This window comes from [Clostridium] fimetarium (genome assembly GCF_900111235.1).
In the GTDB taxonomy this organism is placed as follows: domain Bacteria; phylum Bacillota; class Clostridia; order Lachnospirales; family Lachnospiraceae; genus Clostridium_N; species Clostridium_N fimetarium.
On the sequence record NZ_FOJI01000005.1, the window covers coordinates 210949 to 226477 of the forward strand.

General features: G+C 33.9%; 14 protein-coding genes. 11 read left to right on the top strand and 3 right to left on the bottom strand.

The genetic code is table 11. The features are described from left to right. Positions 1-123 precede the first annotated feature (123 nt). Positions 124-978 (top strand): DegV family protein, encoded by an 855-nt coding sequence (locus tag BMY18_RS08375; RefSeq protein ID WP_092452745.1) that lies wholly within the window; start codon positions 124-126, stop codon positions 976-978. A gap of 244 nt (positions 979-1222) precedes the next feature. Next, the gene (locus BMY18_RS08380; protein ID WP_092452748.1) at positions 1223-2680 is read left to right on the top strand and encodes a DEAD/DEAH box helicase; all 1458 of its coding nucleotides are present in this window, start codon (positions 1223-1225) and stop codon (positions 2678-2680) included. A gap of 233 nt (positions 2681-2913) precedes the next feature. Here BMY18_RS08380 and BMY18_RS08385 read toward each other — a convergent pair whose 3' ends face one another. The 3 genes from BMY18_RS08385 to BMY18_RS08395 all read right to left on the bottom strand — a co-directional run bounded on the left by BMY18_RS08385 (position 2914) and on the right by BMY18_RS08395 (position 6582). Then, entirely contained in the window at positions 2914-4221 is a 1308-nt protein-coding gene (locus tag BMY18_RS08385; protein WP_278280992.1) for an Nramp family divalent metal transporter, read from the bottom strand. A gap of 653 nt (positions 4222-4874) precedes the next feature. Beyond that, the gene (locus BMY18_RS08390) at positions 4875-5225 is read right to left on the bottom strand and encodes a P-II family nitrogen regulator (RefSeq protein WP_092452751.1); all 351 of its coding nucleotides are present in this window, start codon (positions 5223-5225) and stop codon (positions 4875-4877) included. A gap of 118 nt (positions 5226-5343) precedes the next feature. Beyond that, positions 5344-6582 (bottom strand): ammonium transporter, encoded by a 1239-nt coding sequence (locus BMY18_RS08395; RefSeq protein ID WP_092452754.1) that lies wholly within the window; start codon positions 6580-6582, stop codon positions 5344-5346. Positions 6583-7029: 447 nt separating this feature from the next. Here BMY18_RS08395 and BMY18_RS08400 point away from each other — a divergent pair, with 447 nt between their 5' ends. The 9 genes from BMY18_RS08400 (at position 7030) to BMY18_RS08440 (ending at position 15528) form a co-directional block, all read left to right on the top strand. Next, entirely contained in the window at positions 7030-7587 is a 558-nt protein-coding gene (locus tag BMY18_RS08400; protein WP_092452756.1) for a hydrolase, read from the top strand. Positions 7588-7602: 15 nt separating this feature from the next. Beyond that, positions 7603-8211 carry a GNAT family N-acetyltransferase gene (locus BMY18_RS08405; protein ID WP_092452759.1) on the top strand — a complete coding sequence of 203 codons (609 nt, stop codon included), beginning with the start codon at positions 7603-7605 and terminating at the stop codon, positions 8209-8211. A 385-nt stretch (positions 8212-8596) separates the two neighbouring features. Next, complete coding sequence (locus BMY18_RS08410; RefSeq protein WP_092452760.1) at positions 8597-9601, top strand: methionine ABC transporter ATP-binding protein; 1005 nt, start codon at positions 8597-8599, stop codon at positions 9599-9601. After that, positions 9588-10256: a methionine ABC transporter permease gene (locus tag BMY18_RS08415; RefSeq protein WP_092452762.1), complete on the top strand. Its 669-nt coding sequence runs from the start codon at positions 9588-9590 to the stop codon at positions 10254-10256. The genes BMY18_RS08410 and BMY18_RS08415 overlap by 14 nt, the downstream gene beginning before the upstream one ends. A 77-nt stretch (positions 10257-10333) precedes the next feature. Further along, on the top strand, positions 10334-11164 hold the full coding sequence (locus BMY18_RS08420; RefSeq protein ID WP_092452764.1) for a MetQ/NlpA family ABC transporter substrate-binding protein: 831 nt from the start codon (positions 10334-10336) through the stop codon (positions 11162-11164). A gap of 365 nt (positions 11165-11529) precedes the next feature. Beyond that, entirely contained in the window at positions 11530-11682 is a 153-nt protein-coding gene (locus tag BMY18_RS08425) for a YezD family protein (RefSeq protein ID WP_092452766.1), read from the top strand. Positions 11683-11832: 150 nt separating this feature from the next. Beyond that, entirely contained in the window at positions 11833-13197 is a 1365-nt protein-coding gene (locus BMY18_RS08430; RefSeq protein ID WP_092452769.1) for an MATE family efflux transporter, read from the top strand. Positions 13198-13247: 50 nt separating this feature from the next. Further along, positions 13248-14180, top strand: coding sequence for a cysteine synthase A (gene cysK, locus BMY18_RS08435; RefSeq protein WP_092452772.1), 933 nt, complete (start codon positions 13248-13250; stop codon positions 14178-14180). A gap of 13 nt (positions 14181-14193) precedes the next feature. After that, positions 14194-15528: a nitrogenase component 1 gene (locus BMY18_RS08440; RefSeq protein ID WP_092452774.1), complete on the top strand. Its 1335-nt coding sequence runs from the start codon at positions 14194-14196 to the stop codon at positions 15526-15528. The last annotated feature ends 1 nt before the right edge of the window (position 15529 follow it).

The following is a 15529-nucleotide window of genomic DNA, read 5'->3' on the forward strand; positions in this document are numbered from 1 at the left end:
TATAAGTATTATAAACTAATTAGATGCATTTAAAATAGATTTATTGGAAGACATTTGATAATATTTGATGAATATGATAAAATTAAAGTATTAATTTATTGAAAATTAAAGGAGATATTCCCTATGAATTCTAAAATCATATTAAGTGCAGATAGCACATGTGATTTAAATGAAGAACTGAAACAACGATATGACGTTCATTACTATCCTTTTCATATTATATTGGAAGAAAAAGATTATTTAGATAATGTAGATATTACTCCTGATGATATCTATAAAAAGTATTATGATAAAAAGATCCTTCCAAAGACAGCAGCGATTAATGTTTCTGAATATGTGGAATATTTTCAAAAATGGGTAGACGATGGATATGAGGTCATCCATTTGAACTTAGGAAGTGCAATTTCAAGTGCACATCAAAACTGCCTCCTTGCAGCACAGATGTTAGAACATGTTTATCCGATTGACAGCTGCAATCTTTCAACTGGAATCGGCTTGCTAATTATTGAGGCCGCGCAAAGAATTAAATCGGGTATGAAAGCAATAGAAATCGTAAAAGAACTAAAAACAATGACAGAAAAATGTCATGCAAGCTTTATTTTGGATACGTTAGCATTTATGCATGCAGGTGGAAGATGTTCTGCAATTGTTGCGCTTAGTGCAAATGTACTTAATTTAAGGCCTTGTATTGAAGTGGATAATACATCAGGTAGTATGGGCATTGGGAAAAAATACAGAGGTAATCTGGAAAAGGTCTTGAAAAAATATACAATTGATAAGCTGAATAGTTATACCAATATTAAAAAAGACAATATTTTTATTACACATTCTGGTATTGACAATTCTTATATTGAATTGGTACGTGACATCATAAAGAAAAACGCAGATTTTAAAGAAATACATATTACAAGAGCAAGTTGTACGATATCGTCACATTGTGGACCAAATACACTTGGTATTTTATTTATGACAGAATAGATATAAATACCCATTTACGCCCTCTTGTGATAGGCAGTTAAAATAGAAAACTGTCTATTACGAGGGGGCGTATTTTTGTTTGTATGAGAGCGAAGTTAAAATTTAAGTGACTAATCATAGTAAAATACGCTAAAGAATGGTATAATTACAAAAGGCTTAAAATTAAAAGCTGTTTTTACAATACTGATTTGAATTTTCGCATGCGAAAAAAATTTGCATTAAGCGACTGAATAGGAGTTTTAATATGGAATTTAAAGAACTAAATATTATGCCATCTATACTAAAGGCATTAAATAATGAAAATTATATAGTACCTACACCAATACAAGAAAAAGCAATCCCAATTGTACTTGAGGGTAGAGATTTGTTAGGATGTGCACAGACGGGCACTGGAAAAACAGCAGCGTTTGCGATTCCAACGATACAACTGCTGAGTGAAGAAAAAAATATAAATATGACGCATAGAAGTATTCGTGCGTTAATAATAACACCAACAAGAGAACTTGCACTTCAGATTTATGAGAGTTTTTGCACCTATGGTAAATATACGGAATTAAAATGCTGTGTAATATTTGGTGGTGTATCTCAAAAGCCTCAGGAGGAGAATTTGAGAAAAGGCGTAGATATTCTTATTGCAACGCCTGGAAGATTGAATGATTTAATGAATCAAAAACTTGTGAATTTATCGCACATCAAAATATTTATATTAGATGAAGCCGATAGAATGCTTGATATGGGATTTATTCATGATGTTAAGCAAATCATCACTAAAATTCCAGATAAAAAGCAAACACTTCTTTTTTCTGCAACGATGCCACCAGCAATCGAAAGGATGGCAAGTACGATTTTAGTAAATCCAGTAAAAGTTGCTATCACACCAGAATCAACTACCGTGGAAATGATAGATCAGTATTTATATTATGTAGATAAAGAAAATAAAAAGAATATCCTACTCCATATATTAAAAGACAAGTCCATTGAGTCCGCATTGGTATTTACTCGTACAAAGCATGGTGCTGATCGTGTAGTTCGTGCCCTTGCAAAAGAAAAAATCAATGCTCAGGCAATACATGGGGACAAGTCACAAAATGCCCGTCAATTAGCACTAAGTAATTTTAAAAATAAATCACTTCGTGTTTTGGTAGCAACTGATATTGCCGCAAGAGGAATTGATATCGATGAACTTTCACATGTTATTAATTTTGATCTTCCCAACGTACCTGAAACTTATGTACATCGTATAGGACGTACTGGTAGAGCAGGACTTGGCGGCGTAGCGATTTCTTTTTGTGATTTTGACGAAAAAGAACAGCTTGCAGATATTGAAAAATTGATTCGAAAACATATAACGGTTGTACAAGATCATCCCTATCCACTATTGATTAATACACCATCAATTAAAGAGACACAAACAAGGCAAAAATCTTCACAAAATACAAACTCAAGAAATGATTCAGAACCAAAGAGAAAGATGCGAATGACTGCAAATGGAGCCCTCAAGGAAAAAAGGGGTTTCCGCAATAGCGCAGAGCCAGGTAAAAGATCAGAATCAGGTAAAAGACCAGAATTAGGTAAAAGACCAGAAGCAGGAAAAAGATCAGAGGCAGGAAAAAGATCAGAGGCAGGAAAAAGATCAGAGCAAGGTAAAAGACCAGAGCAAGGTAAAAGATCAGAACAAGTTAAAAAGATCAGAACATGGTAGAATGACTAGAAAAAATAGCTAGAGTAAAATAGCTAGAGTAAAATAGCTAGAGTAAAATAGCTAGAGCAAAATAGCTAGAGCAAATAGCTAGAGTAAGTAAAAGGCTTGAGCAATTGAAAAAAAGATAAGTTATGTAAATTATATAGATTATGTAAACCAGATACTACAAATACGTATCTGGTTTTTGCTTTTCATTCTCCAAATGCCATCTGCCCAATGCCATCTGCCCAATGCTAAATGCCACCTGAAAATGTCAAGTATAGCAATAAGGCATTTAAGCCTATGATTATCCCCGTAATGAAGCAACCCATAACATTAGTAATCGGTTTATTGACTAATGAACCCATCAAATCCTTACGTTTTGTTATCATCAGCATCGGTATAATCGCCAGAGGAAGTGCGAAGCTTAATGTGACCTGACTTAAAACTAGAGCTTTCATTGGGTTGATTCCCAATGCAATAATAATCATTGCAGGAGTCATTGTTATGAGTCTCCTAGCATTTATTGGAATATTTAAACCTATAAATCCTTTCATGATTGTTTGTCCGGCCATTGTTCCAACTGCGGAAGAAGATAGACCTGAGGCTAGAAGGGCAATTCCGAAAGCGCCACTAGATAATGATCCCATTAATGGTGACAATGAAGTATGAGCTTGCTCAATACTATCCACAATCAAATTATTTCGAAAGAAAATTGATGCAGAAACAATTACCATTGATGCATTTACAATAAAAGCAATATTCATAGCTACTACAATATCAAGTTTTTCCATTTTAAAATGCATTCGCTTATCATCTTCAGTCAGATCTTTGTTTCTGACTTGAACGAGTTGAGAATGTAGGAAGATGACATGAGGCATTACAGTAGCTCCAAGCATACCGACGGCGATTAGAACGGCATTTCCATTTGGTAATGAGGGAAGTAAGGTATGTAGACCTACTTGAGCCCAATCAGGTTTTGCCAGAAATAATTCAATTCCATAAGCAATACAGATGACAGCTACTAGAATGGAAATGATGATTTCGATTGCACGCTGTCCGTATTTTTCCATATATACAATTAAAAATGTAATTACACCAGTTAAAATTCCAGCGTACAACATGGGTATTTTAAATAGGAGGTAAAATCCGAGTGTTCCACCAAGAAATTCTGCTAGATCAGTTGCCATCGCTCCAAATTCTGCACAACTCCATAAAATCCAATTTGTTTTTTTCCTAAATAATATTCCGCACATTTCAGGTAAATTATGGCCAGTTGCGATGCCAAGTTTCGCTGACATAGATTGTAAGAAAATTGCCATTAAGTTACTCCAAAGAATCACCCATACTAGACTGTAATTAAAAATGGAACCTCCACTAATATTTGTGGCAAAGTTTCCTGGGTCGATATATGCTACACTTACAATAAAGGCAGGCCCAATGAAATTGAAAATATTTCTTATATTCTTCAGCGCCTGTACGGGTCGAAATACATTTTCGCTACCAATACCTAAGTTGGCGGCTATCGCTGATTCTTCACTAAAGGTTGACTGTTCATTCAAGAAACCACCTCTCTCTTATTCCATAAATCATGTAAAATGAAAGTAGTTTGTATAAGGTCGTATAATTAATCAAACTAATTTTTTGCATAATTTAAAGTATGTATCCGTATAAGTATTTGTTACATGGAATTTATAATCATGGAATTGGATTGTGAATATTAGAGAAAGAAATACAAGAAAGATTAAATTTAAGGGCTGCTTCTGTATCAGGGCTTGTGTAAGGGGTTTTTAGAATACGAGAAAAGTATTTTAATCTCATCACTGCACAAGGCCTATAGTAATCTAAAAAATGAAATCTAGTAAATTCAAATAATTCAATTGTGGTGTGCATTGGGGTTCAGTTAAATTCATTGTATTCTAATATCTTTTTATAGGCATAAACCACTAAAAATAATATAGCAAAAATCCCGAAATTCTCTAAAAAGCTATTCATATAATCACCTCTATTTAATATTGATTCTTAATTCAGTATATTACTCCTAATATTAATTTTGGATAAAACTTATAGCCCATGAATTAAAATAATATTAAAATTAATATTCAAATTATAAATAGATTAAAATAGAGCAAAAAAAGGACTTAGTATTCAGAAATTCCCGGACAAATAGTCAGGTTCATTTCAAAGAATACGAAGTCCTTTTTAAAATAGTTCATTAAAGTGCGGCTTTACCTTCGGCGAAATCGCTTACACGGATTACATTAGATACATCATAAACAAATATTTTTCCATCGCCAATTTTGCCAGTGTGTAAAATGCTTTTTATGGTTGCTAATACTGTGTCTACAGGTATGCTACAAATTACAATTTCTATCTTTACTTTTGGTAATAGTTTGACATCTAATTCTGTTCCACGATAGTATTCTTTGTGGCCCTTTTGCATTCCACAACCTTGAACATTCGAAACAGTCATGCCTGTAATCCCGATTTTATCTAATCCATCTATTAAATCATCAAGCTTTGTCTCTGATGTAATAATATCAATTTTAGTGATTTTGTCATTCATAAATGGTACTCCTATCTTGGCTTAATTATATTATAAAACACTTATATTTCAAACTACGTTATTTAATTATAGTTATATCATAAATTGTTAATTTAATAAAGTAAAATTAATAAATACTTTAAATAACATTGTAAGCCTTTTCGCCATGTAAAGATACATCTAACCCAATAGATTCGTCTTCCTTGCTAATTCTCAATTTAATAAATAGATCAATGACTTTCAATATTATAAATGTTACAACAGCAGTGTATAATATTACAGCTCCAACTGCGATTAACTGAACTTTGAAAAGTTCAAAGTTTCCATAGAATAAACCATCAGCACCTGCAGAATTTACGGCTTTAGAAGAAAATATTCCGGTTGCAATTGTGCCCCATATACCAGCAACACCGTGACAACCAAATACATCAAGTGCATCGTCATATCCGAGTTTAGCTTTCAAAAAGACGATTGCAAAAAAGCATAAGGTTCCGCCGACTAGTCCAATAAACAAAGAGGACATAGGAGTTACATATCCACAACCTGGTGTTATTGCAACAAGACCAGCGATTGCTCCACTTATTGTTCCAAGTGTTGTAGGCTTTTTGTGAATTAACCATTCGCAGGCAGCAAACCCGATTGCACCTGCAGCTGCAGCTGAATTTGTAGTTAGGAAAGCATTTACAGCAGTTCCATTTATGGCAAGTGCACTTCCGGCATTAAATCCAAACCAGCCAAACCAAAGAATTCCTCCACCTAAAACTGCCATAGGTATATGGTGTGGCTCTGAAACTTTTTTCTTCCTTTTTCCAATCACGATTGCGGCAACAAGGCCAGAAACACCGGAATTTATCTCTACAACAAGTCCTCCTGCAAAATCTTGTACACCTAATTGTTTTAACCATCCAGCATTTTGTCCGGAACCACCCCATACCCAGTGTGCGATTGGAGCATACACAAAAGTACTCCATAACAAAATGAACATTATAAAAGCTGGGAATCTCATTCGTTCTGCGAAAGCGCCTGAGATTACAGCACCAGTTACGACTGCAAACATCATTTGAAATATAACAAATAATAACTGTGGAATAGTTGTTGAATAATCAGCATTCGGTAAAATGCCAACATTGTTTAAAAAGGAAAAATCCAATCCGCCAAATAAACCGAATTTATCTGGACCAAAGGCTATAGAATATCCAATAAATATCCACTGCACAGATATAATAATTAATGCTACATAGCTATGTAATGTTATACTCAGTACATTTTTGCTTTTTACCATACCTCCATAAAATAATGCTAAGCCTGGTATCATAACCATGACCAAAGCTGCTGATATGAGCACAAAAGCCATATCACTTCCATTAAGTCCGTCCATTCGTAAATCTCCTTGGTTTTAGTTTTGTTTTTCTGCATTAAAAAAGCGTCCAGAAATAATAGAATTATATAATTCTATTATTCTTAGACGCCGTTGTCTTATTTAATTAATAGCATATAAAATGCTCTTGGTTAATTAACTATATTAACTTTATACATTATAATTTTTAATTAATGAAAATACAATAGATTCTTTATTTTTTAAAGCATAATTAAAAATAAGTTTATTTTGGAATATTTTAAGACAATAATTACCAATAACACTATGTTTGACTTTTGTTAATTATAGAAGTAAAATATCATTAATATATAGCAATACAATATGATAAGTATGAATGTCTCTATCGTTCATGCTTGTATGAATGGTTTCATCATTCATATTAGTATGATATTTAAACAATTCTATTTAATGATTTATAGCTATAGTGGCGACGGAATGGAGGAAAATATGAACGCAAATATTACAAGGGTACAAGCCTTCGAATTATTAAAGGATTATAACAAGGATGAATTTCATATTGAGCATGCAGAAATCGTTGAAAATACAATGCGATATTTTGCAAGAAAATTAGGGTATGTAGAAGATGAAGAATTCTGGGGAATCGTAGGACTACTTCATGATTTAGATTTTGAACAATATCCAGAAGAACATTGCATCAAAGGGCAAGAAATTATGAGAACCCATGGAATAGATGAAGCAGTAATTCATGCAACAGCAAGCCATGGATATGGAATTACAGTAGATATTAAACCAGAGCATGAAATGGAGAAAGTTCTATTCGCAGTGGATGAACTTACTGGTCTTATTGGTGCGGTTGTATTAATGAGACCATCAAATAGTATTCAAGATCTAGAAATCAAGTCTGTGAAAAAGAAATATAAAAATGCAAAGTTTGCAGCAGGATGTTCTAGAGAGGTTATAGAGCGAGGCGCAGCTATGCTTGATTGGGAACTAGATGATTTAATCCAAAAGACAATAGATGCGCTTAAAACATTTAGAGACTAAGAGGAAAAATAACAGATGGAAATCAAATTAAGATTGGCAAAATTGGAAGATGCCCAAGACATTTTGGATATTTATATCCCTTATATCAATGATTCAAATGTAACGTTTGAGTATGCAGCACCTTCTCTGAATGATTTCGAGAATAGAATGAAAATAATAATGAAGAATTATCCGTATATCGTTGCCGTTTGCAAAGAAAAGATTGTAGGCTATGCCTATGCACATAAACATATGGAACGAGCTGCTTACCAATGGAATGTGGAGACTTCGATTTATGTGAAAGCTGACTTGAAACACCAAGGGATTGGTACATTATTATATCGTAAATTATTGGAAATATTAAAAGTGCAAAATGTTCAAAATGTTTATGGATGTGTTACATTACCGAATGAAAATAGTGAAAAAATGCACTATGCATTTGGTTTTCAATTGGTAGGAAAATTCCATAACACAGGATATAAATTTGGTGAATGGCATGATGTAGGGTGGTTTGAACTTTACATAGGAGATAAAGACGTGACCCAGCTGAACTTAAAAAATAGTCAGGAACATTTGATTATGAAAGAAGTTTTGCCAATAGATGAGATAGAAGAACAAGTTGATTTAATACTAAAATCTAGATAATGAGTAATAAAATTTCAATTAATCATAATTAAAATAAATCCGAATAACAAAATTAAATAGAATATATTCAAAAATATATTGACAAATAAAAATATATGGTATACTATTACATACAATTCATATATATATACTATGAAATGGAGGGAACGATTATGAACGTTGGAATAAAGGTTCAAACAAGTGAGTTTAAGATGATAAAGATGTGTTGCTGTCACAGTATGTTTATGCCAATGAACATAGCTACTTTTCCTATACCTATGCAAACCTGATTATTTTGATTTGATAATTATTAATTGTCAATAATAAACAGGTGCATTAATTTGTATCTGTTTTTTTAGTTTGAAAATGTGTCTTGCTAAAGCAAGCCTCAGGAATGGAGATATGAATGGAATCAATTATACAAGTGAAAAATTTATCCAAGACATTTGAAAACGGAGTAATCGCACTTGAGGATGTCAGTATTGACATTCATAAAGGTTCCGTATTTGGGATTATTGGAATGTCGGGTGCCGGTAAAAGTACATTGGTACGATGTTTAAATTATTTAGAAAAACCGACAAGTGGAAATGTAATTATAAATGGAAAAGATTTAAAGAACTTATCAAGTAACGAATTAAAATTTGCTAGAACGAAGATTGGAATGATATTTCAAAGTTTTAATCTTCTAATGCAACGAAATGTAATCGATAATATTTGTTTTCCTATGGAAATTTTAGGAATTAAAAAAAAGGATGCTCGTAAGCGGGCAAAGGAATTGCTTGATATTGTCGACCTTAGTGACAAAGAAAAGGCATATCCGGTGCAACTGTCCGGTGGTCAGAAGCAAAGAATCGCAATCGCAAGGGCACTTGCAAATAATCCAGAAATACTTTTGTGTGACGAGGCTACAAGCGCATTGGATCCCAATACTACAAAATCAATCTTGAGATTACTAAAAGAGATTAATGAAAAATATCAAATTACAATTGTTATTATTACACATGAAATGGCAGTCATCCAGGAAATATGTACGGATGTGGCAATTTTACAAAATGGTAAGTTGGTTGAGCAAGGTAGTGTAACAGAAATATTTACTGCACCAAAGACAGAGGAAGCAAAAAAACTTATATTCCAAGAAGAAACAAAGATCTTACGGATGCAAGGAGAACATTGTGTCAGGGTTGTATTTAGTGAAAATTCAGCGTTTGAACCCGTAATTGGAAATATGATTTTACATTTTAAAACGCCAGTTAATATTTTGCTTGCGGATACAAAAAACATAAATGGAGTAGCTGTTGGTGAAATGATACTTCAATTGTCGGAAAAAGAAGAAATTGCAAATCAGATGATTGAATATTTGAAGGAAAGAAAGTTACATGTAGAGGAGGTTCAAGATTATGTTATTCACTGATACAGTAATCAAAATGATTATTCAGGGATTATACGATACCCTATATATGACAATCATTTCAACTTTAATGGCATACGTACTTGGAATCCCCCTCGGAATTGCACTAGCAATAACAGATAATAAAGGTATTAAACCTAATGTACTTATTTATAAAATACTTGATTTGATTTCTAATATTATACGAAGCGTCCCATTTTTGATTTTACTTATATTAGTTATGCCAATTACAAAGTTAATTGTAGGTAAGACTTATGGATCTAGTGCTACTATTGTTCCACTGGTAATTGCAGCAGCACCTTTTATTGCTAGAATGGTAGAATCATCACTTCAAGAAGTTGATAAGGGAGTGATTGAAGCAGCACAAAGTATGGGTGCAGGAACATTTACAATCATATGGAAAGTTTTGATAGTTGAAGCTAGAACTTCATTGATTGTTGGAATGACCATAGCACTTGGAACAATTCTAGGTTACTCTGCAATGGCGGGAATCGTTGGTGGTGGAGGACTCGGAGATATAGCTATTCGCTACGGATTTTATCGTAGTGAAACAGATATCATGATAGCTACAGTTGTTATTTTAGTTGTATTGGTACAGTCGTTACAGGGAGTAGGAATGATGGCTTCGAGAAGATTAGATAAAAGAAAGTTAAATTGATTTTTTTGTTTGGTTTAAATAATTAGACTTATAAAAATAAATATGAAATCGCGTATAAAACGCAAAAGGAGGATATTATGAAAAAAAGAGCATTGGCATTACTATTAACAGTGGGATTAGTAGCAGGGGTGTTGGTAGGCTGTGGATCAGGTACTTCATCAAACAATTCAACAGCATCAAAAGGAACAATAACAGTTGCCGCGTCTGAAACACCGCATTCAGAAATATTAGCAGAGGCAAAGACAATTCTTGCACAACAAGGATGGGATCTTCAAGTTACTGTATTTCAGGATTACGTTCAGCCGAATTTAGTGGTAGAAAGCGGACAGTTTGATGCAAATTATTTTCAGCATGTACCATATTTGGAAAGCTTCAATAAAGAAAACAAAACAAATCTTGTAGATGCGGGTGATATCCACTATGAACCATTCGGAATCTATCCTGGAACTAAAAAAGATCTATCTCTACTTACAAAAGGTGATGTAATTGCAGTTCCAAATGACACTACAAATGAAGCAAGAGCGCTGTTATTACTTCAGGACAATGGAATTATCAAATTGAAAGACGGAGTAGGGTTATCTGCAACTGTAAATGATATCAAAGAAAATGCAAAAGGCGTTGTAATTAAAGAATTAGAAGCTGCTCAGGTTTCAAGAATAAAAAGTGAAGTTGCATTTGTAGTATTAAATGGAAATTATGCACTAGAAGCAGGATTTTCTGTTGCAAAAGATGCAGTAGCATACGAAAAAGCTGATTCACAAGCTGCAAAAACCTATGTAAACATTATCGCAGTTAAAAAAGGAAATGAACAAAAAGAAGGTATCGTAGCATTAGTGAAAGTCTTGAAGTCTGACGAAATCAAGCAATTTATTAATGATAAATATGCTGGAGCAGTAATCCCATACTAAGGTTAGTGATTTTTAAGTAATATTGAAGTTCATATATTATAGATAATTCATAAAACTGACCAGACAGCTGGAGGTTTTAGATAAGATGTAAAACTTGTCTAAAGCCTCCAGTCTTTATTTTAAAGACTAGGTGATGCAAGGGATATTCCGTACCAAAAAAATATTTAATAGTAAAAAAATATTGACAAATTTCAAAAAATGGTATAACATTACATACAATTCATATATATATACTATGAAAAGAAAAATACCTGATTTCACTGATCTAATAATTGTTTTATGTCAATGATGAACAGGTGCATTTACAATATTTGCATTTTCTAACATAAACAGTTCAGGATAGTGAAAGTAGTGGGGTGGTATATTTGAAAGAGGTTAGCAGTTATGATAAGCTAGAGGGCGAAGATATAAAGCTTTTATTAGAATACATAAAAAAAATCAAGTATGGTTCAGTGACCGTCAATATACAAGATGGAAAAATTGTTCAAATTGAAAAAAGTGAAAAGATACGGTTATAAAACTGACTAGACAACTAGAGGTTTTGAAATTTGCATTATGCAGATTCCAAAGCCTCTTTTTTTTATCAAAAAATGAGTTTCAGATAGCATTAAATACGATGCAGCAAAAAACCATTTTAAGATCAATAATAAAATAAATAGGGTGATGTATTGAATGATAGCAAGAAGAATATACGATTTTTAATTTTAACCCTTGCATGGCCTGCAATAATTGAATATGCATTACAGACAGTAGGATCATATGTAAATTACATAATGGTGGGCCAATTAGGAATTCAAGCATCAGCTATAGTTGGACTAAATTTTGAAGTGAACTTTTTAGTAAAAGGAATCAATATGGCAATTGGAATTGGCATATTAGTATATATTGCAAAAGCAGTTGGAGAAGGCGATTATACAAAGATTCAAAAAGGAACGAAACAAGGTGTATTAATCGCAATCATAGTTGGTGTTTTAGAATTTATAGTTATGATGTTAATATGTCCAATATTACCGAGTTGGCTTGGAGCTGATAAAGCAATCCAGCAAAATGCGGTTCAATACTTTTTAATAATATATGCACCTATATTATTTATATCAATTAATATAATCATTGGTTCGATGCTAAAAGCTGCAGGTGATATGAAGACACCAATGTATGTAAATGTTTTTGTAAACTTTGTAAATATAGTTTTAAATTTTCTCCTTATATATGACAGTCATACATACGGTGTTGGAAAATATTCAATTCATATAATAGGCGCAAATTTAAATGTAATCGGAGCTGCAATAGCAACTTCCATAGCGGCAGTACTCGGTGGAATATTGATGCTGATCGGTTTGTATAAAAATAAAACTGTAGCACCAGGAAAATTAACTTTTATGATAGATAAACAAATCATAAAAAAGTTTATGGTAGTTGGTATGCCTGTATTATTTAGTAGAATTATTTCGAGCTTTGGTAGGGTTTTATTCACAGTATTCATTGCAGGATTGGGAACTACAGCTTTTGCTGCACATTCAATTGCATTTACTGCAGAGTCAGCATTTTATATTCCCGTTATTGGGTTTCAAGCCGCAGTTACAACCATTGCAAGTATTACAGCGGGAGAGAAAAATCAGGATAAATTAAATAAGATCACAAGCGAAACCGTTAAAATGACGTCTGGCATCATGATTTTGATGGGAATTATACTTTTTGTATTTTCAAAGCAGATTATTCAGATATTCACAAAAGATTTAGAGGTTATTACCATTGGTAGTAATTTGCTCAGAATTGTTTCGATAAATGAGCCGTTATTCGCAATATATGTTGTGTTAGAAGGAATATTTAATGGGATTGGGAAAACGAAAATACCGTTAAAAATATCATTGATATCTTTATGGTGCATCAGAGTTATGGGTACATTGATTTGTTTGAAGATTTTTAACATGGGATTATATTCAGCATGGATATGCATGATATTAGATAATATAGTTCATTGTATTTTATTGATATATAGCTATAAAAGAAATCAAAAAACTTTATTATGTTAAAAGAATTTTCCTAGATATATAAAATTTTTTAATTTAAGGAGGAAATGGTTATGGTTAAGGCCGCTAATAGCTTAACGGAACTGATTGGAAAGACACCACTTCTAAAACCGTCCAGGTTTATAGAAAAAGAGGTCCCCGGTGCTGAGCTTTTTCTGAAACTGGAGTATTTTAATCCAGCAGGTAGTGTAAAAGACCGTATTGCATACAGTATGATTTTGGATGCGGAAGAAAAAGGATTACTAAAAAAGGGTACTACGATTATTGAACCATCTAGTGGAAATACGGGCGTGGGAATTGCATTTGTGGCAGCGACTAGAGGATATGATGTAATCATAACGATGCCAGAAACGATGAGTGTGGAACGTAGAACCTTGTTAAAAGCACTTGGTGCAAAGGTTGTGCTTACACCAGGACCGCTGGGAATGAACGGTGCTGTCCGCCGAGCTGAGGAGCTTCGTAGTTTGACTTTTAACAGCGTCATTTTACAACAGTTTGAAAATCCAGCCAATCCCAGCATCCATGCTACGACTACCGCATTGGAAATCTGGGAGGATACCGAAGGTACTGTGGACATTTTCATAGCGGGAGTTGGAACCGGTGGTACGGTGACGGGCGTTGGAAAGAAATTAAAAGAATTGAACCCGGATATTCAGATTATTGCAATTGAACCGTATGAGTCCCCTGTACTCTCAGGTGGAACGCCGGGTCCCCATAAAATACAAGGAATTGGGGCTGGTTTTATCCCAAAAGTATTTCGATTTGAGATTGTGGATGAAATATTTACCGTACGAGGCATCGAAGCAATAGAAACCTCTCGCCAACTTGGAAGGCAAGAAGGGCTCCTGGTGGGAATTTCTTCTGGTGCAGCAGCATTTGCAGCAGTAAAAATAGCGAAAAGACCAGAAAATAAGGGTAAGGTAATTGTAGCCCTTATGCCCGATACCGGAGAGCGTTATCTAACTACTGCATTATATCAAGATTGAGAGGTGATTAACATTGTCTACATTTATTGAAAGACCAAGATCGGCTTGTGCATTATCAGGAGCACTGGCAGCAATTAGTACATTACCAGGAGTCATACCGATTATCCACAGCACATTAGGCTGTGGTGGTGGATTGGCAGGAGCCACTTCTTTTGGTGCAGGATATTTAGGATCTGGTTATTGCGGCGGATCCAGTGCGCCATCAAGTGGAATTACGGAGAAAGAAATTGTTTTTGGAGGAGATAAAAGACTTCATGAACAAATCACAGCAACACTTGAAATCATGGAAGGAGAGTTATTTGTCGTAACAACCGGTTGTATGACGGAAATGATTGGTGATGATGTAGAATCAATCGTAAGTGAATTTTCAGAGGCAAAAAAACCTGTTATTGCCATTAGCACACCAAGCTTTGTAGGGGATTCCTATGTAGGTTATGAAATCTTATTAGATGGAATTTTTAATAAATATCTCCCGATTTCGAATGAAAAAGATGACAAGCTCGTTAATATTTTCGGCTTGGTTCCAGGATATGATCCGTTTTTTAGAGGTGATCTAGAGGAAATCTCACGTTTGCTTAGAAGCATTGGATTGCGAGTTAACACCTTCGTTACACCGGATCAGACATTTGAAAATATTAAGCGCGCACCAAGTGCTGGGTTCAACATCGTCTTTTCGCATATCTATGCGGGTGAATTTGTACGCAAATTCGAAGCAAAGCATGGTACTCCATTTTTGGAAACAAATCTTCCAGTTGGTGCGGAAGCAACAGATTGTTTCTTATATGAGATTGGTGAGCGAATGGGTATTGGTTTAGAAATTATAGAAGCACTTATCGAGAAGGAAAATAAGGAGTATTATGGTTATTTTTCACGCGCTGCAGATGTATTTAGCGATGGAGATATGAAGTATTATGCGGTTGGAGTAACAAACTCCAACTATGTTATTCCCTTAACATCTTTTTTACAAAAAGAATTGGGATGGGTAGTGTTGGATTCTTTTGTAACAGATCGGTTGACGAATCGACAAAAGGAGTCGCTAAAAAAGATTTATGAAAAAGAATTTCTTGATTCAGAATTGATTTTTGAGACAGATACAAGTAAAATCGCAAAAACCATTACAAAATATCTTCCAGATAATCAGGGTCAACGTTATTTTGACGCGATAGAACCTCTATATATCGTAGGAAGTTCACTAGAAAAAGGTCTTTCTACAAAACGAAATGCACCACTGCTAGGTATCAGCTTTCCTGTCTATAACAGAATTATTTTAGACAGAGGGTATGCGGGATATCGTGGAGGATTGCATCTGTTTGAAGATTTGATTAGTGTAATCGTATCACCGAGATAAG

Bases quoted from the DNA above. Each gene is read 5' to 3' on its own strand.
- BMY18_RS08375 (WP_092452745.1), top strand. From the start codon at position 124: ATGAATTCTAAAATCATATTAAGTGCAGATAGCACATGTGATTTAAAT.
- BMY18_RS08380 (WP_092452748.1), top strand. From the start codon at position 1,223: ATGGAATTTAAAGAACTAAATATTATGCCATCTATACTAAAGGCATTA.
- BMY18_RS08390 (WP_092452751.1), bottom strand. From the start codon at position 5,225: ATGAATGACAAAATCACTAAAATTGATATTATTACATCAGAGACAAAG.
- BMY18_RS08395 (WP_092452754.1), bottom strand. From the start codon at position 6,582: ATGGACGGACTTAATGGAAGTGATATGGCTTTTGTGCTCATATCAGCA.
- BMY18_RS08400 (WP_092452756.1), top strand. From the start codon at position 7,030: ATGAACGCAAATATTACAAGGGTACAAGCCTTCGAATTATTAAAGGAT.
- BMY18_RS08405 (WP_092452759.1), top strand. From the start codon at position 7,603: ATGGAAATCAAATTAAGATTGGCAAAATTGGAAGATGCCCAAGACATT.
- BMY18_RS08410 (WP_092452760.1), top strand. From the start codon at position 8,597: ATGGAATCAATTATACAAGTGAAAAATTTATCCAAGACATTTGAAAAC.
- BMY18_RS08415 (WP_092452762.1), top strand. From the start codon at position 9,588: ATGTTATTCACTGATACAGTAATCAAAATGATTATTCAGGGATTATAC.
- BMY18_RS08420 (WP_092452764.1), top strand. From the start codon at position 10,334: ATGAAAAAAAGAGCATTGGCATTACTATTAACAGTGGGATTAGTAGCA.
- cysK (WP_092452772.1), top strand. From the start codon at position 13,248: ATGGTTAAGGCCGCTAATAGCTTAACGGAACTGATTGGAAAGACACCA.